The 17,764-nt window shown below is 50.8% G+C and carries 17 protein-coding genes; 11 read left to right on the top strand and 6 right to left on the bottom strand.

Annotated features, from left to right (window positions below):
• Positions 1-279: 279 nt before the first annotated feature.
• Positions 280-1,611 carry an MATE family efflux transporter gene (locus tag HC352_RS08830; RefSeq protein ID WP_168918514.1) on the bottom strand — a complete coding sequence of 444 codons (1,332 nt, stop codon included), beginning with the start codon at positions 1,609-1,611 and terminating at the stop codon, positions 280-282.
• Positions 1,612-2,174: 563 nt separating this feature from the next.
• On the opposite strand from HC352_RS08830, the gene dnaB reads away from it, so the two are divergent.
• Positions 2,175-3,521: a replicative DNA helicase gene (gene dnaB / locus HC352_RS08825; RefSeq protein ID WP_168918513.1), complete on the top strand. Its 1,347-nt coding sequence runs from the start codon at positions 2,175-2,177 to the stop codon at positions 3,519-3,521.
• Here the strand turns inward: dnaB and HC352_RS08820 are convergent.
• From HC352_RS08820 to HC352_RS08805, 4 genes are read right to left on the bottom strand one after another with little or no spacing between them, the layout of a single operon-like run.
• Positions 3,518-4,219 carry an HD domain-containing protein gene (locus HC352_RS08820; RefSeq protein WP_168918512.1) on the bottom strand — a complete coding sequence of 234 codons (702 nt, stop codon included), beginning with the start codon at positions 4,217-4,219 and terminating at the stop codon, positions 3,518-3,520. The two genes, dnaB and HC352_RS08820, sit on opposite strands and share 4 nt — an antisense overlap.
• Positions 4,219-5,067 (bottom strand): aldo/keto reductase, encoded by an 849-nt coding sequence (locus HC352_RS08815; protein ID WP_369801243.1) that lies wholly within the window; start codon positions 5,065-5,067, stop codon positions 4,219-4,221. Before HC352_RS08815 ends, HC352_RS08820 begins: the two co-directional genes overlap by 1 nt.
• Positions 5,064-5,633, bottom strand: a complete 570-nt coding sequence (locus HC352_RS08810; protein WP_168918511.1) for a 1-acyl-sn-glycerol-3-phosphate acyltransferase — start codon at positions 5,631-5,633, stop codon at positions 5,064-5,066. The genes HC352_RS08815 and HC352_RS08810 overlap by 4 nt, the downstream gene beginning before the upstream one ends.
• Positions 5,634-5,641: 8 nt before the next feature.
• Positions 5,642-6,412, bottom strand: a complete 771-nt coding sequence (locus tag HC352_RS08805; RefSeq protein ID WP_168918510.1) for a DsbA family protein — start codon at positions 6,410-6,412, stop codon at positions 5,642-5,644.
• A 135-nt stretch (positions 6,413-6,547) separates the two neighbouring features.
• Between HC352_RS08805 and HC352_RS08800 the strand changes: the two genes are divergently transcribed.
• From HC352_RS08800 to tgt, 3 genes are read left to right on the top strand one after another with little or no spacing between them, the layout of a single operon-like run.
• Positions 6,548-7,132, top strand: a complete 585-nt coding sequence (locus HC352_RS08800) for a hypothetical protein (protein ID WP_211080671.1) — start codon at positions 6,548-6,550, stop codon at positions 7,130-7,132.
• A 21-nt stretch (positions 7,133-7,153) separates the two neighbouring features.
• Complete coding sequence (locus HC352_RS08795) at positions 7,154-7,981, top strand: DUF4261 domain-containing protein (protein WP_168918508.1); 828 nt, start codon at positions 7,154-7,156, stop codon at positions 7,979-7,981.
• Positions 7,982-8,018: 37 nt separating this feature from the next.
• Positions 8,019-9,245, top strand: a complete 1,227-nt coding sequence (gene tgt, locus HC352_RS08790) for a tRNA guanosine(34) transglycosylase Tgt (protein WP_168918507.1) — start codon at positions 8,019-8,021, stop codon at positions 9,243-9,245.
• A gap of 17 nt (positions 9,246-9,262) precedes the next feature.
• On the opposite strand, the gene HC352_RS08785 is transcribed toward tgt, so the two are convergent.
• A complete protein-coding gene (locus HC352_RS08785; RefSeq protein ID WP_168918506.1) occupies positions 9,263-10,603 on the bottom strand; it encodes a hypothetical protein in 1,341 nt (446 codons plus the stop codon).
• A gap of 139 nt (positions 10,604-10,742) precedes the next feature.
• On the opposite strand from HC352_RS08785, the gene HC352_RS08780 reads away from it, so the two are divergent.
• The 7 genes from HC352_RS08780 (at position 10,743) to HC352_RS08750 (ending at position 17,661) form a co-directional block, all read left to right on the top strand.
• Positions 10,743-11,342 carry a TetR/AcrR family transcriptional regulator gene (locus HC352_RS08780; RefSeq protein WP_211080670.1) on the top strand — a complete coding sequence of 200 codons (600 nt, stop codon included), beginning with the start codon at positions 10,743-10,745 and terminating at the stop codon, positions 11,340-11,342.
• Positions 11,339-13,762: an ATP-dependent helicase HrpB gene (hrpB, locus tag HC352_RS08775; protein WP_168918504.1), complete on the top strand. Its 2,424-nt coding sequence runs from the start codon at positions 11,339-11,341 to the stop codon at positions 13,760-13,762. Before HC352_RS08780 ends, hrpB begins: the two co-directional genes overlap by 4 nt.
• A gap of 97 nt (positions 13,763-13,859) precedes the next feature.
• Complete coding sequence (locus tag HC352_RS08770; protein ID WP_168918503.1) at positions 13,860-14,156, top strand: hypothetical protein; 297 nt, start codon at positions 13,860-13,862, stop codon at positions 14,154-14,156.
• Between the two features lie 79 nt (positions 14,157-14,235).
• Positions 14,236-14,874 carry an HAD-IA family hydrolase gene (locus tag HC352_RS08765; protein ID WP_168918502.1) on the top strand — a complete coding sequence of 213 codons (639 nt, stop codon included), beginning with the start codon at positions 14,236-14,238 and terminating at the stop codon, positions 14,872-14,874.
• A gap of 63 nt (positions 14,875-14,937) precedes the next feature.
• A complete protein-coding gene (locus HC352_RS08760; RefSeq protein ID WP_168918501.1) occupies positions 14,938-15,273 on the top strand; it encodes a helix-turn-helix transcriptional regulator in 336 nt (111 codons plus the stop codon).
• Positions 15,260-16,435 (top strand): type II toxin-antitoxin system HipA family toxin, encoded by a 1,176-nt coding sequence (locus HC352_RS08755; protein ID WP_168918500.1) that lies wholly within the window; start codon positions 15,260-15,262, stop codon positions 16,433-16,435. Before HC352_RS08760 ends, HC352_RS08755 begins: the two co-directional genes overlap by 14 nt.
• Positions 16,435-17,661, top strand: coding sequence for a methyltransferase domain-containing protein (locus HC352_RS08750; RefSeq protein WP_211080669.1), 1,227 nt, complete (start codon positions 16,435-16,437; stop codon positions 17,659-17,661). The genes HC352_RS08755 and HC352_RS08750 overlap by 1 nt, the downstream gene beginning before the upstream one ends.
• Positions 17,662-17,764: the final 103 nt, after the last annotated feature.

The following is a 17,764-nucleotide window of genomic DNA, read 5'->3' as shown; positions in this document are numbered from 1 at the left end:
TAACAGTTATTACAACAAAGGGAGGGTGTGAACCGAAAGGTTCATACCCTCCCTTACCAATATCGCCTTCAACACTTACTTACACACAAACAGAAAAAGAAGAATTCATTCAAGCTGCCATGAAAAGTGTCATGACTCGTTCACCAGAAAGCCTAAGATAAAGCAACCGCCTTGGCACATGCCACTAAACAACTAACCGGTTAACCGATCACAAATTTTAGAGTGGCAAGCTTTCTCTCTTTGGAACTCCAAACCCCCATCAACAATGAGAAAACAAAACTATAAATACATCCACTGAGTACCGCGCGTGCGCACAAACTGCGTACCAGCACGCACAGCCATCGTCACCCCACCATAGCCAATCCACAACGTCACCATCCCCCAAGTTGATCCGAAAAGCTCTGGCCGCCACAGGACAATACCTGCAATCGGGGCAAACGCAGCCAAAGTGATGAGCATATACCAGGCAAGGCGTCGAGTATCACCAGCACCGATTAACACTCCGTCCAACATAAAAGCCAAAGAAGCTAACGGCAAGGCCACAGCTGCAACCCATAAAACAATACGAGACAAGGAGCGAACCTCATCCTCGCCACTCATAACACCAGGGATAACGAAAGATAAACCAAACAAAAGAACACCAAGAACAGCACCAACCCACAATCCCCACAACACACAGCGATCTAATATTTGACGCACGCGAGCCGGATTGTCTGACCCAAGTGCTTGCCCCACCAAAATCTGAGCAGCGGTTGCCAGTGAATCAAGACCGTAAGACATGAAATTCCATAAAGTCATCACAATCTGATTAGTCGCCAACGCAACCGCACCCAAACCGGACGTGCCAGCAATCAGCAATAAAATAGCGGCCCGCAATGACACCGTGCGAATAATCAGCGGAACCGCGTCCGATAACGAACGCAGAACACCCCCGCCAGACGGAAATAGAGAAGCTCCAGAGCGATATGCGCGCCAAACAATAATCCACGCCAATACGCCAGCCATCAAAGATTGGGCTACCGCAGTCCCTAACCCCGCACCAACAATACCAAGGTCACATCCATAAATTAAAAGTGCATTGAGGGGAATATTAGCCAGCGCACCCCCAGTAGCCACGATAAAAGGAGTTTTCGCGTCACCAAAACCGCGCAAAACCCCGGTAGCAGCCAGCACAAGAAGCATCCCAGGCAACCCCCAAGCACTTGCGTGAAGATAGGCGAGAGCTTGGACTGATACCGACGACGACGGACCGAACCAGCCAAGAATCAACTCGCCACCAAAGAACAGAAAAAGACCTAAAAGGATGCCAAGTCCAACAGCAAGCCACATACCGTCAAGGCCAAGGCGATACGCGCGCTTCTTATCACCACTACCTACGGAACGTGCGGTTGTAGCAGTTGTGGCATAGGTAAGAAAAATACATAACCCAATAAAAGTGGTCAAAATTGTAGACGCTAATGACAACCCGGCCAATGGGGCAATGCCGGGAAGACGACCAATCATCGTAGTATCCACAGCAACTAAAAGAGGTTCAGCTAGCAAAGCTCCAAGAGAGGGGATCGCTAAGCGGAGAATTGATGAGTCAACATGGGACAGATCAGTGTTAGCCACGACAATTCCTCAAATCGAAAATAAGTATTAAGCACTCAAGGCAAAGAGTGGATTACCAAAAGAAAATAGCAGGTCACAATTTATTGCCAAGATGTACCACCATGAGACTAGCAAAAGTAAAGCAACAAGCGCGATTCAAGGTTGCAAAAGCAAAAGAATGTCAAGTGACACGCCGATAGTTAAAGTTAATGGCATCTAACTGTGAGTAATTTCTGCAACAATATTAAAAATAACCACAGGATTTCCACAACAGTGGAGAATTTTCTGGCGGAATACTGCGAGAATCTGCTCGTTCATCCACATCGGTGGATAAAAACGTGAAAATCTGTGGAAAAGTGAAAACTTTATCCCCAGGGTTATGCACAAATCCACGGGAGTTATCCACAGTGATAGTTAAAGTAATCGCAGCCCTGTGGAGAAGTTAGGGTTGAGGTATGGCTGGCGTTCCCAACAACCACAACATTGAACCTCAAAATAGGCGATAATAACCGAAGAAGGACGGCGTATCCCTGCGCCGCTGCCCCCGTCAAACCACAACTACACCAGGAAACCAAGCGAGTATCATGTCTAACTCTCAGTTTGAACGAACCCCACCACACGATATTGACGCCGAACGTTCAGTTCTCGGTGGCATGATGCTCAGCAAAGACGCCCTTGCCGACGTACTCGAAACCCTCGATGCACAAGACTTCTACCGGCCGGCACATGCCATAATTTTCACCACTATCCTCACCTTGTTTGGTGCTGGACAACCCGCCGATGCCATCACGGTAGCTGCCGAACTTCAACGCCAAGGCCAACTTGAACAAGTTGGAGGCCGAGCCGTCCTCCACGATCTCGTCTCGGCCGTTCCAACAGCCGCAAACGCCGCATACTACGCCCACATCGTTCACGATCAAGCGATGCTACGCCGTCTTGTAGAAACCGGAACCCGCATCGCCCAACTCGGATACACCACAGATGGCGGTGATGTTACCGAACTGCTCAACCTCGCCCAATCCGAGGTCTACTCCATGAGCGATACGAAAACGACCAACGATTACGCCAAACTCTACGACATCATCCCCGGCCTTGTTGAAGAACTCGAACTCAACTCCGCACGTGACGGCCAACTGGCAGGACTATCCACCGGCTTTCACGATCTTGATAAAGTCCTCCTTGGTTTACGGCCCAACCAGATGATTATCGTTGCCGCCCGCCCAGGCATGGGAAAAACCACTCTCGCAATGGACTTTTGCCGGCATATCGCAATCAAAGAAAACAAACCAGTTGCCTTCTTCTCCCTCGAAATGAACCGCAACGAACTAGCCATGCGCATGCTATCAGCAGAATCCGATGTTTGGCTCTCAAAACTCATCTCTGGCGATCTCGAACAACGCGACTGGGAACGCATATCACGCACCCTTGAACGAGTATCAACAGCACCCTTGTACGTTGACGATTCACCAAACCTCACCATGATGGAAATTCGTTCCAAAGCCCGGCGGATGCGTCAGCAACAACGAATCGAACTCATTGTGATCGACTACCTCCAGCTCTTAACATCTGGTGGACGCAGCTCCGAATCACGCCAACAAGAAGTCTCCGAATTCTCCCGATCCATCAAACTATTAGCCAAAGAACTCGAAATCCCAATTATCGCCATCGCACAGCTCAACCGTGAAACCGAACGGCGAGATTCAAAAAAGCCACAAGTTTCCGACTTACGTGAATCAGGATCACTAGAACAAGACGCCGACGTCGTTATCCTCATTAACCGTCCCCGCGAACGCGACGAAATGGGTGCTTTACCGCCAGCCCAAATTATCGTTGGTAAAAACCGTTCGGGACCAACCTCAGACGATATCGAACTCGAATTCCAAGGAAGCGTTACTCGATTCGCCAACTACGCCAGCACTGAAGAATACTAATCACAAATCTCAGCTGCCAGGCGAGAGAAGAACGCCAACTGAACATCTAACGCCTCGCGCCACAAAACACTCGCAGTGTGAGTATGACATTGCTGTTGGCGAAGCCGGCGAAGCTTCGCCACATAATCAGCGAGCCAAGAGCGCTGATCGGCAGTACTCAAAGACAAAAAATCAACATAGTGGAGTGTGTCAGCCACCCGGTAGGCACCAAAACGATCAATGTTGTCACAGTCACCGATTGAGCGAGCCAACATACTCGGCTCAGTATCAAAAACCAAATAAGGCCGCCCATCAGCGCGATACTCAGTGCCTTCACCATCACTGCGCGGATTCCACATATCATCAGTATGCATGGCAATACCTTGAACGATCTCTAAGCGCTGCGCCTGAGCCAACCCAAGATCGCGCAAAAAATCATTCACAACCACCGCACCGGCCCGGCCATGATCAACCGGGCGTTGAGCATCAAATTTACCAACGTCGTGAAGCATGCAACCCAAAGCCAAAAGGTCTTCATCCAGACCCCCACCACGGGCCACCGTCCGGCCAATCCGAGCCACCCGCACACTATGCTCAAAACGATACCGGCGCGCCCGGGCACTAACTGGCTTCCCACCAACTATCCGCTCATCACTCAATAAATAGTGACGCGCAAACTCCACTGCCGGCTCAAAAGCCTCACGTGCACTAATCATCATCACATCTTCGCAAAAACATCCGGATGCGGGCCCATCCGCCCCGATTCACCCCGATCAAGACCGCGAATAGCATCCACATCGCCAGCATCTAGCACCACGTTCAGAGAATCAAAATTCTCCCGTTGCCGAGCCAGCGACGACGCCTTCGGAATCGCCACAAAACCCTCCGCACGATGCCATGCCAACACCACCTGAGCCGGAGTAGCAGCATGCTTGGCCGCGATCTGCCGGATAACAGGATCAGCTAAATCCTTACCTCGGCCCAACGGTGACCACGCCTCAACCACAATACCGGCAGCCTGACAATACGCAACCACCTCCCGGTTTTGGAAATACGGATGAATCTCAATCTGATTAATCACCGGAACACCAGTACCGGCATCAACCAACTGCTCAAGATGAGACACCTGGAAATTTGATACCCCAACAGAACGAACCTGGCCACTACCAACCAGCTCCTCCATCGCCGCAAAAGTCTGCGCAAACCGGCCCTCATAGTGCATCGGCAACGGCCAATGCATCAAAAACAAATCCACATAGTCAGTGCGCAACTTCCGCAAGGACTCGCCAAAGGATGACACTATCCGATCCGGTTCATGATTCGGATTATCCAACTTCGTTGTGATAAAAACATGCTGACGAGGCAACCCAGACTCCACCAGCGCCTGGCCAACCCCATCCTCATTACCATACATCTGCGCCGTATCAATATGGCGATATCCCACCGCAAAAGCCTGTTGAACAACATGAGCAGTCTCAGCAGGATCAACCTTATATGTGCCAAACCCTAGCAGTGGAATACCAAAACCCGAATGTAGCATCTTTTGCACGTCAATCACTTTCCTCACTCATTTTCTGCCCGCAACCGGGGCACCGATGTCAACTGCGGACGAATTCCCTTCTTATCCGCATAAAATTCACGAATCTTCGCCATATCGGCAGCCACGTCACCCGTGAGCATGATCGAACCGCACCACCCGTAGGTCTTCGTCGTCGAATCAATAAAACCAAAAACCACCGGAATGCCAGCCTCTAACGCAATATGGTAAAACCCAGAACGCCACGTATCCCGATGTGAACGCGTCCCCTTAGGTGCAATACACAACGTAAAATCGTCAGTTTCCCGCGATTGCTGAGCAATACTATGAACCAGGCCATGGGCAGCACCCCGATCAACACCAACACCGCCAACGGCCCGTGCAAGAGGACCCAACGGGCCGTGAATAATCGAATCCTTCACTAAAAAGCGCAAGTCCCGGCCAGTGTCCCAAAAAGCCACCAACATATACATCGCATCCCAATTAGATGTATGCGGTGCACCAATAACAACCGCCTTTTCGGGCAACGGCTCAGTTACTAACGTCCAACGCGAAAACCGTTGAAAGGTACGTGAAATAAAACGCTTAACAGACATGACAATCCTTAATTTTCAGTATGCGGATCAGGGCGAACTAATTCTTTATTGATAACGTCAATAAACTTATCGGCCGGCAACGCCCCCGGAACAAACGAATAACCGATAAGGAACGACGGCGTCCCAGTAATACCAAGCGCAACTCCATGCTCACGTTCGCCAGTCACATCCTTCACCGTCTGCTCGGCAACCATCTCAGCAGCAAACGCATCCTCATCCATCCCCAACGAACCAGCTAGTGCAGTCAAAGCTTCCTTAGTTGGCTGGGGTGGGTTAGCGAATAACTCCTTATGGAACTCCCAAAACTTATGTTGCGATGCGGCCGCATGTGAAGCCTGCGCAATGAGGACTGAATCATCCCCAAGAACCGGCATGGAATTGTATTCAATACGGATCTTGCCCTCATCGAGTAACGACTGTAACTCCGGCAAAGTATGAAGAGTCCAATCCCGGCAATGACCACAACGGTAATCAGAATACATTTCAATAATAACCGGGGCATCGAGGTTTCCCAGCGCTCGCGGATCATCAGCAATCAACCGATGTTGATTGTCAATAACTTGTATAACCTCCGGAGATAGTTTTTGCTCCGCAGCACCATTTTCTTCGTTAGACGGTTGTGCTGATGGTGAATCTTGCGCAGATTGCGATGCCGAAGTGTTGTGTGCCGCCGGTGTTTTCCCACCACCAAGGAAAAACCCAGAAACAATCAAACCGATAACTAATGCGGCAGCTGTTAGTAACGCAATGAGAGAAATAATAACTTTACGGTGGTTCATAACCTAGCCTATCTGAGACAACATGAGACAACGCCACCCGATTATGACGAACTACCACTAGCCTAGTAGACGCCGGCATCCAGCACCACTGCCCGCGCACGCTACAGTTAACGCACTGAGCTAAAAAATGATATTTTGACAACTATGAGGGTAGGTATCTCGCATTGGCGCACAATCATTAGCGCACTTATTGTTATCATCATCGTCTCAGCCGGATTTTGGGGAGTTTATCGGCTTGTGGTCTCAAACCAACTCCGCATCAGCTATGACGGTGAATCCCTGTTAACCTATCGCACCCACAATATTAGCGATTCCCTGATCTATGCCTCAGACTATGTTGGCGATCAAGGTAATACTTTCTCCCTGATGAAAACTTTGCCGTTAAACGAAAAAATTACCCAAATTGGTATCATCGATCAGGGTGTTGTGATCAACCTACATGAAATCAACCTAAACGAAGATAGTATCCAACGCGATATTCTCTATTCGGCATCTGTTGTGATGGCAACAATCAAAGACGCTAAATACGTGGCATATCAAAGCAATTTGGCACGTATTGAGGTGACCCGCTACGACGTCGAATCCTTCATACCTGAAGGCGCCTTGACTACCCTCAACCAGCAAAAATGGGACCAGGTGCGCCGCTCCATACCCGAAGCTGTCCCGCAAATCATTGCGGTGCGTAAACTCCCAACCGCCTTCAAAGAGCCATCATCCTAAAGCTCCCGTAGACTTAATGACATGGATCAACTAGGAATCAACGCAATCCACCCTACCGCCCCCGATTATCTCACGGCAGCTGCGCTGTTAAACGCTCCGATCGACGTCGGCGCTGCTATGCAACGCATTAGCCAACTGTGGGGAGAAAACATTGACCCGAAATGGGTGAACGTGGAAGCTGAAAAAGCTGGCGGGCTAAGTGGAGAAATCCTCACTTTTGATATGCACGGCATACATATCATGCTCACTCCAGTTACCGGGGAACTTGTGTTGGATAAGGGCCAGTTGCCACCACACCATACGTATATTGCCATGACGTTCTACGCTCCACAGGCGGGATTCACTGAAGGGAAAATCGCTGGAGAACAACAGTTGCATGGCGAAAATGCGGCAGAGCTTATGCGCCGGCGGCGGATGGTTTCAGCCCATATTGCGTATACCCAGGTAGCAGATGCGTTGATGCGTGAAGAAGCAGCTATTGGTGTGTATCGCCACGAGCTAGGAGTTATCCATCCGCCGGAAATGGTGACGAGTCTTGCTCATTTCCTCACTGAAGGCACGGCCCCATTGCCGCTGTGGATTAATATCCGATTAGCTGATGAGCCGTCGGTACGGGCACGCACATTAGGGCTTCCACTTTTTGGTCATCTTGATCTTGAAGTAACAGGTCAGGGCCGAACGATGGATGAAACTGGGGCCTTTGTTGAAGCCACCGCGAACTATATTGTGATGGGTGATAGTTATTTATTGCCTAGTCAAACTGTGGGGGCACATGATGGCGGAAGCTATCCGGTTTCTCAGGAAATCTCAGTTGCCGACGGTTCAACTGTTATCCATATAGATTATTAAAGACCTGTCTTGGATAGTGTCTTAAAGGGAAGAAAATATGTTTGAGATTAATACTCGGCTTGACGATCATCTTGGCCGTACCGGTACGATTCACACCCCGCATGGCGATATTCAAACACCGGCGTTTATTCCAGTTGCAACAAAAGCAACAGTGAAAGCTGTTTTGCCGGAAACTATGCGGGAAATTGGCGCCCAAGCATTGCTTTCTAATGCGTATCATCTTTATCTTCAACCAGGTTCGGATATTGTTGACGAAGCTGGTGGCGTGGCGGCATTTGAAAATTGGCATGGTCCGACGTTCACCGATTCTGGCGGTTTTCAGGTACTTAGCTTGGGATCAGGCTTTAAGAAAGTTTTATCTGAGGAGTTTAACGGCAAGGCTCATGTTGATGGGCAGGTTGCTGGTAAGAAGGAACGGTTAGCTAACGTTGACGACGACGGAGTATGGTTTCGTTCCCACCTGGATGGATCACGCCATCGGTTTACTCCCGAGGTGTCGATGCGGATTCAACATGAACTTGGTGCAGATATTATTTTTGCGTTTGATGAATTGACGACGTTGCTTAATTCGCGCGGATATCAAGAAGAAGCTTTGGAGCGTACCCGGCTGTGGGCGCAACGGTGTTTGCGTGCGCATAAGGAGTTGACCCACGAGCGTGATACCAAACCATATCAGCAACTTTTTGGTGTTATTCAGGGTGCTCAATATGAGGATTTACGGCGCAAAGCGGCCCGCGATTTAGGGAATATGGAAATTGACGGCCAACGCTTTGATGGTTTTGGTGTTGGTGGAGCACTCGAAAAAGAAAACCTAGGAACTATTGTTGGCTGGGTGAACGAAGAATTGCCCGAGGATCGGGCCCGTCATTTATTAGGCATTTCGGAACCAGATGATTTATTTGCTGGTGTGGAAAACGGGATAGATACCTTCGATTGTGTTAATCCGTCTCGAGTGGCGCGCAATGCGGCGATTTATTCTCCTGATGGACGCTTTAACGTCAATCGTGCCCGGCACAAGCGGGATTTCACTCCACTTGTTGAGGGGTGTCAATGCTATACGTGTACGCATTACACGAAGGCATATATCCATCATTTGTTCAAAGCTAAGGAAATGGTTGTCAATACGTTGACGACTATCCACAATGAGTATTTCACGATCAAACTTGTTGATGATATTCGCCATCATATAAATGAAGGAACTTATTGGGAATTCAAAGAAGAAACATTGGGACGTTTCTACGCGAATTCTGGCAAGAAGTTCTAGGCTTATTCTGCGGTGGATTAAAAATCGCGGTTTACTGCTTGTTGTAATCGTTCGATTGTTTCGGCGTCCGGGAATCCGGTGACTTTCCACCGCGGTGGCCAAGCATCTTTGTCTTGTTCGAAACCTTCAGGCCATATCTCACGGGCAACCCGTGCCCGCAAGGTGACGTTAACGGCTGGCTCAGTATCCCAGGGGTGTGGTGATTCTTCTCTGATAAAGGTGATCATTTCCGTATCAGGTACAGATCCGTGACCGTCAGTAGCTTCCCAGGTTGTACTACCAACAAACTCGCCGGACTGGGTTTTGATAGTCCGGTATTCCTTCACATTCCCGAGGTCTCCCCAACGGTTCATAATATCGGCCTGTGCCTGATAGATATATTGCCGGTATTCGGTACGTAGCTGGCTCAATGCTTGAGATAGTTCATCCCCGGGCAGGGGAACCCACTCAGCCCAACCATCGGCAGCTAACGTGTGCGGTAATGGATAGACCATCGTTGGCGGATTCGACGTGAAGATCAGCGCACGTACCACATCAATCAGATGCGGATCGTCAGCGAAAACAATAAAGAGCTGATCTTGAGCAACTGGAATAAATAATGGAATATCGCCGGGACGATCAGCCGTGACATGCTCCGCAATACTGTGCATTAACTCAACGTCACACCACCAGGAAAGCTGAAAACCCTCAGGTTTCAAAATAGAAAGCATATGTGCTTGACCGAGCGCGGCAACACCCACTTCAATTGACGGATGAGACGAGTGGCCATAGGCACGTAGATTCATCACGGCCTCACTCATGACCTCACCAACATCACGCATGCTGTCTGCTAGTTGAGAATAAAAAACGGGATAATCGCCCTGTTCATTTTCACGTACCAGACCAACGGCGACGAAGTCCGTCAACGGCACATAAACAATCGAATCGCCATCGTGATGTGAATTCAAAAAATAGGGTGCCGAATCCACAAGTGGTAACAAAGGTGCTGGCGTATCGCCGTCGTCATCCGCAGGAATAGTATCAGGTGTAGATAAAACATCAGTACCATGCTCAGTATTTAACAAGCTTGGATGCGGCGAAACAGCAGGAACATCTGCTGATAGGTGAGAGGTATCTGGTCTCTGTTCGTCAACCGGTGGAGGTGGAGCTTCCGCAATCCCGATACTCAACAAACGATTGAGGATATCGGTACGCTTATCTTCATCTGAATCTGGATTGATTAACGCCCCTGGCCGGAAACGAAACGAACGGCCATCAGCTAACAAAATATCAAGCCATTCATCATGTACGGTAATAACCGCATCACGTAACTGAGGGTGAGCAGATGCTACCCGTTGTGCCCACATCACGAAATCCATAGTTCTATTCTCCCACGAACTTCCGCCAGCCCCAAAGACGCGGAGCTGTGGGATAACAGTAAAAGAAAAATCAAGGTAGGCTTAGGGGTAGCTTCACCCAGAGGCATATTGTTGTGATGATATGAAGGAAGGATTTGCTGTGCCGCGGATTTCAGCTCCTACTGTTAAAGAACATCACGATATTGTGTTCGAAAAATTGATTAATTCCGCCGAAGAAATATTACGGTCCACGGAAAAAGTTTCCTTCACTGCTGGAGCAGTGGCAAAACGCTCAGGTATTGCACGTAATTCGATTTATCGTTATGTTCCTTCGGTTGATCACTTGCGGTTGCTTGTTTTAGAACGGTATTTACCGTTGTGGAAAGAGCGAGCGACGGCGGCGATGGACAGTGCACAAACCCCGTCAGATAAACTCATTGCGCTTGTTGATGTGTCATTAGAGTTGGGCGCGGAAACTGGGCATCAGTGGCTGATTAACGTATTGAAGACGGCGAAGATTTCCCCCGAAGCGTTTGAATCAATGGAGAACCTGCCGCCGTCGGTGGTGAACTTTCACCGGGAATTGGCGATGACGATCGGTCATTTATGGCAAGAGATTGATCCGGCTTCTGCCCAAATGAGTGCTCGTATTACCCGTTCGTTGATGGATTGCGGCCTGCGGGCTTTAGACGACGGGTTGGCATTATCCGATGTGCGTACCTCAGTGTTGGGTGCGGTTCAGTCCCTTATTAAAGCGTGAATCTTACCAAGATTCTAGCAACCGATGTGGGGCTGCCAGTTGCCAGCGCGATTGCAGACATTGCCACTTCGCGTGGCAATGTTGTTATTGCCGCGCCCCCAGGTAGTGGAAAAACAACACTCGTTCCAGTAGTTCTCGCCCATCAATTAGAAAAAACCGGGCATCCAAAAGTCCTCGTTGTACAACCGCGCCGAGTGGCCGCCCGGGCAGCCGCACGGCGAATAGCCTCCCTTCTTGGTGAGCCAGTTGGCAAACAGATAGGTTATCGAGTTCGTGGCGAAACTCAGCCTGGGCGTGCTATTGAAATGATCACGCCCGGGGTGCTGCTACGCATGCTACACAGTGACCCGGAACTGCCCGGCGTCGGCTGCGTTATCATCGACGAAATCCACGAACGCGACCTCGACACCGATATCGCCTGTGCCTTTGTTCTTGATGTGCAGTCTGCTTTACGCCCAGACATACGTATTATTGCCATGTCTGCCACGATTGCATTAGAACAAACAGCGCATTTATTGAATGCGGAAATTATTAGTGTTCCCGGGGATATTCATCCTGTTGAGATTCGAGACGTCCCAGGGCCACAAGCATTAACATCCACTGCTGCCGGGGCAATCGTCGTAGCCAATGAATTTGTGCAACACATTGCCCGGGTAGTTTTCCAAGCACGTAGCGAATGTGACGGATCAATTCTCGTGTTTGTCCCCGGAGTGCGTGACATAGATGCAGTCATGGGCCGGCTAAACGGAATAGATCTTCCAGTTATGGCCCTTCACGGTCAGTTGAGTTCTGTCGAACAAGATCGCGTATTGGATGCCAGTCACGATCGAATAATTGTTGCTACCGCCCTCGCAGAATCATCACTAACAGTTCCAGGAGTTCGGGTAGTTGTTGATAGCGGGTTAGCACGCCAGGCTCGGGTAGATGGTGGAATTGGGGGACTGGTGAGCGTCTATGCCTCCCAAGCCTCGATGATTCAACGCTCCGGGCGTGCCGGACGAGAAGGCCCTGGAGTGGGATACCGGTGTATAGCGATGGCACGGGCACCGCAATATTCACCGCCAGAAATCCGTACTGCTGACTTAACCGATGCACTCTTACAATGCGCCGCTTGGGGTGCGCCAAATATGGCCGGTTTACAACTTCTTGACGAACCCAACCCAGATAATCTTGCCTACGCCCAACGCCAGTTACATGGCCTAGGATTGATCGACGACGACGGGGTGATCACTACTCGTGGGCGACTTGTCTCGCAACTCCCCCTCGGCGCACACTTAGCTCGAGCACTGATAGACGCCAGCGCCCTCGTCGGCTCAAATAAGGCTACAGACATTGTTGCGTTCTTATCGATCAATATGCGAATGTCACACGCCGATATTGCAACCGGGATCCGAAGCAAACGCACAACCAACGAACTCACCAGAGAAATACGCCGGTTACGAAGCATGCTCACACAGCTCATCCCGGACGCTCCTGAGCAAACAGGTGACTGGACGTGGGACGATGCGGTAGGCGTCGTCGTCGGCCTAGCACACCCATATTGGGTGGCACGCGCTCGCGGGCAAGGATACGTATTAGCAAACGGGCGAGGTGCACAACTCCCACTCGGCTCTTCGTTAGCCGGCGAAGAATGGTTGGCGATAGCCGATACGGGACAAGCACAAGGCCGAGCTGACGCCATGATCTATGCAGCGGCGCCGATCGATGCGGATATTGTGCAGGATGTAGCACGCCACCTCGTTACCACCGAAACCGAGATTGACGCAGAGAAAATGCGCGGATATCGCGTCACTCGCCTAGGAGCCATCGAGATTGCCCGCCACCCGGTGACCTTAACGGACGCAGACAAAGTCCACGTGTATGCACAACGTATTCAGGCAACCGGAGTAGCCGGCTTGACGTGGACGCCAGCACTGCGCGAAACTCGCGACCGCCTCGCCTTCCTTCATCAAGCCCTCGGCGAACCCTGGCCCGATGTTTCGGACACTGAACTCAACCGCACTATAGGCACCTGGCTGATACCGTTTGTGACAGCGCGTGAAATAGATCTAGCCGGTGCGCTCGCGGCACTCATCCCGTGGGAATATGCCCATCAATTCGACGATCTTGCACCCGAACGCATCGACACTCCGCTAGGTAGCGCGCGCGTGGACTACGCCGGAGAACGTCCGCGAGTGCGCATGCGGATCCAAGAAGCATTTGGTTGGCAGGCCACCCCGGAGATTTGTGGTGTGCCAGTTACTCTAGAATTGCTCTCGCCAGCCCAGCGCCCGCTCGCCATCACCGACGACCTCGCCTCATTCTGGGCCGGACCGTATGCGGGCGTGCGCGCCGATATGCGCGGGCGATACCCGCGTCACCCCTGGCCAGAAGACCCGGCTCATGCCGAACCCACAAGACGGGCGAAGAAGCGGAAATGAGACATTACGACTTTTCTGATTTTCTAGACAAAAGACAGATGTAACACGTACTCTTATATGTAGGTGGAATGACGGTGTCGTCAAGAGGAGAACAGTAATGCAGCATCGAAAAAATTGTCAGTATTCCGGCAAGCGATGCGCAGTAACTCGAGATACCAAAATAGCAATCGTCTTCCTTATCGTGGGAGCTTTATGTTTCACTGCGATGATTCTCCTGCGGAACTATGCCGGTTTTATTGCCATTGTTTCCGCTGTTTTCATGGTCGGCGCCGTGTTGTATGCGGCCACCACATCAAAAACCGCTCTGCCGACGTCGTGGCTTTTAGTCATAGCAGGTTACGGTATCGTATTAGGAAGCCTCGCCGCCTACCTATTGCTCGTGCCCGGCAGGTAAGCACGCCTGGCGCCTAGCCGTGCCCGGCGCCGAAAAACCGGGGGTATCTTCGTCGTCATAAAAATGACACAATAAGACCATGCGCAAACTTTTATTTGATCTATTCGGTCTATTTATGAAAATTCAAAACGACGATGGCGTGGCGGGTATCCACCGCGCTGCACATCTTGACGAACTCGGGGTGGACGCCAAACGCTTCGATATCCTCTACCGGCAACTGCGTGGCCCGCTCGACGCCGGAACCCACAACTATGCGCAATACCTCAACGCCATAGGCCAAGAACTCAACGTCGATTTCCATGCAATCCCAGGACTGATAGACGCAACTGAGCAGGCCGACGTCGAATCGTGGGCAGACCATCACAACGATATGGTTTCCTGGCTCGAACAACTCCACGCCCAAGGCAAAAAACCTGCCGTCCTATCAAACGTTCCACACACCCATTTGGCGTGGCTCAAAGAAAACAAACCCTGGCTGGCACTCTTTGACCCGGCGCTATTCTCCTGCGACCTCGGCCTCGCCAAACCAGACCCGGCCATCTATCAGGCGGCAATCGATGCGCTTGGCGGGCACGGAGATGACATTCTCTTCTTTGATGACACGTACGCCAACGTCGTCAGCGCTCGCGAAGCTGGCCTGCGAGCCGTCCACTTCACCGGACTAGCACAGGCACAACGAGACGCAGAAGCATTCCTTGCCGGCGAAGAAATTGGTTAGGAAATATGCAATAGTATAACTATTAAATAGTTTAAGTGTTAAACTATTGCATAAGGAGGAATTGTGGGGCGAACACGCATTGAACCAAACACATACGTTGAGGACGCACTCGTCATCGTCGGACATAATGTACGTATCGCGCGCGCAAACAACCAATGGACACAAACAGAACTCGCTGAGCGAGCGCACTGCTCAACACGAACAATAGCATCCATTGAAGCCGGTTCCCCCACCACAGCAATCGCAATAGTTTTACGTGTACTACAAGTCTTGAGAATACCGATATTCGGAGAAGACTTGCCTCAAAAAATCGCGGAAATGAGAGCACGCTCAGGGGAACATGTAGCACTTCTGCCTGAACGAATACGACGGGTGGAACCAATCAATGTCGACTTCTAAACCAGATGACATTTATGTGTGGACATGGCTGGCAGGCAACACAACTCCAGTAGTTGCTGGTGTTTTACATCGTGTCGATACCAGATTCGATTTCGCCTACGCTAAATCCTATTTGTCTCGGGAACAAGCCATACCACTCGCTGAAGATCTCCCGCTTAACCGCAACATTTTCTCACCACCGGCAGGATTATCTCTCCACGGCGTCTTTACCGATGGGTTGCCAGATGGTTGGGGGAAAATGGTTATCGACTACCATCACGGAAACGTCGAGCAAACCACCAAAACCTACTTGCTAGAATCAGGTTCCAACAGATTTGGTGCATTAGATTTCCAAGACTCACCCACACGCTACGAACCACGCGAAAATAGCAATATCTCACTCGATGAACTAGAAGAATCGATCCAGGACCTTTTAGCACACAAACACCTTGACGCGGAGATCCATATCGCTCTTAACCACGGCACATCAATTGGCGGGTCACGTCCAAAAATTATTATCGACTCTAAAATTGTCAAGTTGTCAACCTCAAGTGAAGCAAGACCACTAATAAGAACTGAAGCCTGCGCATTATATTTAGCTCAGAAAATGGGATTAGCCGTACCGGGATTTTCGGTGCGTAGAATCAACGGTCGTGATGCGCTGATTATTGACCGCTTCGACCGGGACGGACAATTGCGTTTTCACACACGCTCACTCGTGACACTCTTCAATGAAGAAAACGCATTGATTCCGCGGGTGTCATATCTAGATCTAGCAGAAAAATCAGGGAATCCACACGAAGTGTTTAAACGTATCGTCACCAATATCCTCATAGGGAACACAGATGACCATGCGCGAAACCATGCTTTTATCTGGGACGGATCCCACTACCAGTTAGCTCCAGTTTTTGATCTTGAAACCACACGAGGATCTGGGTGGGATGCAAATAGTGCTATGGTGTACGGAAGAAATGGCGAACGCTCCCATAACCTGAAGACTGTGGCAAACCAGGCACCTAACTACGGAATCAGAGAAAAGGACGCAATGGCAATGATTTCGGAGATGGTGGCGATATGCGCTGACAGTTTTTCAGAGGCGTGCGCCTTTGCTGAAGTCAACCAAAAACACGTACCCGGAATCTTACACAAAGCAATATTCGAGGACTGGAAGAAAACTCTCTAATGTTTAAAACCGCACGTAATATCCACCGCGCAATGCGTCACCGTCCAGTCAACCCTCAGATCCTCGACTGTCACTATTTTCAAGCCGGACAATGCCGGTCATGCACCGACCTGTTAACTCCCTACCCACGCCAGATTCACGCCAAAAACAAGCGCGTCTGCGAGCTGATCGACGTCGGGCACTGGGAAGATCCATTCACATCGCGTCCACAAGCTTTCCGCAACAAAGTCAAGCTTGTTGTTACCGGAACGGTAGGGCGCCCGAAGTTGGGGATTTTAGGTGACGATGGACGCGGAGTCGACCTGCGTGACTGCCCACTGCCAACCCCCGGTATCCGTGGCGCAATCCCCTCAATCGCACAATTTATTACCGCCTGCCGGTTAGAACCGTATTCGCCGGCGACTAACGTCGGGGTGCTCAAATACGTTATCATCACCGAGTCTGACGATGGCGAACTCATGGTTCGATTCGTGGCTCGCCGGCGCGGAGTACAAGGTATCCTGTTCAAACGCCAAGCCGAACTGCGGGTAATGCTACCCAATATTCGGGTTATCTCACTCAATGTGCAACCCGAACATAAAGCAATTATTGAAGGCGCCGAAGAAATTTTGATCACCGAAACCGACGTCTTGCCGATGGTCTTAGACATTCCTGCACTGGCAGAACCGTTGACGTTAAACCTGCGTCCGCAATCTTTCTTCCAAACAAACACCGATGCCGCCACCGCGCTCTACCATAATGCTGTCACCTGGCTAGCAGACGCGGATAATGTGTGGGATCTATATTGCGGAGTTGGCGGGTTTGCGCTCGCGTTGGCTGCCGCGCGCACTCACGGACACATTGTTGGCGTGGAAACCTCCGAACAAGCAGTTCAGGCGGCATCCCAGACTGCCGAGCAGATGGGGTGTGCCGATCGGGTGCAGTTTATTGCTGGCGATGCTACCGCCTGGGCGGCTCGTGCCGAAGGCGAGATGCCGGACGCCGTCGTCGTCAATCCGCCACGACGCGGGCTAAGCGCAGAACTGTGCCAGTGGCTCAACGATTCTGGTATACCACAAGTGGTGTACTCATCGTGCAACCCGGAAACGCTAGCGCGAGATATAGCGCGGATGCCGGAATATGAGGTGACGCGCGGGCAGGTTGTGGACATGTTCCCGCATACGAAGCACTGCGAGGTAATCGTGTTGTTAGTGTCCCGCACAAAATCTCGCCCAGCGAAACGGTAGCGGTCTATGGCGGGCTACCGTGCTGGATTTCGAGATTTTGTGCAGGGATCCCCGGCGGGCCAGGGAAATCGGACTGGCTAACCGGGCTAATCGGGCTAGTTAA

Origin of the sequence: Arcanobacterium buesumense, from assembly GCF_012563545.1 — a bacterium.
Classification (GTDB): domain Bacteria; phylum Actinomycetota; class Actinomycetes; order Actinomycetales; family Actinomycetaceae; genus Arcanobacterium; species Arcanobacterium buesumense.
The sequence above is the reverse complement of the archived record's forward strand: the minus strand, read 5'-3'. Positions and strand labels throughout refer to the sequence as shown.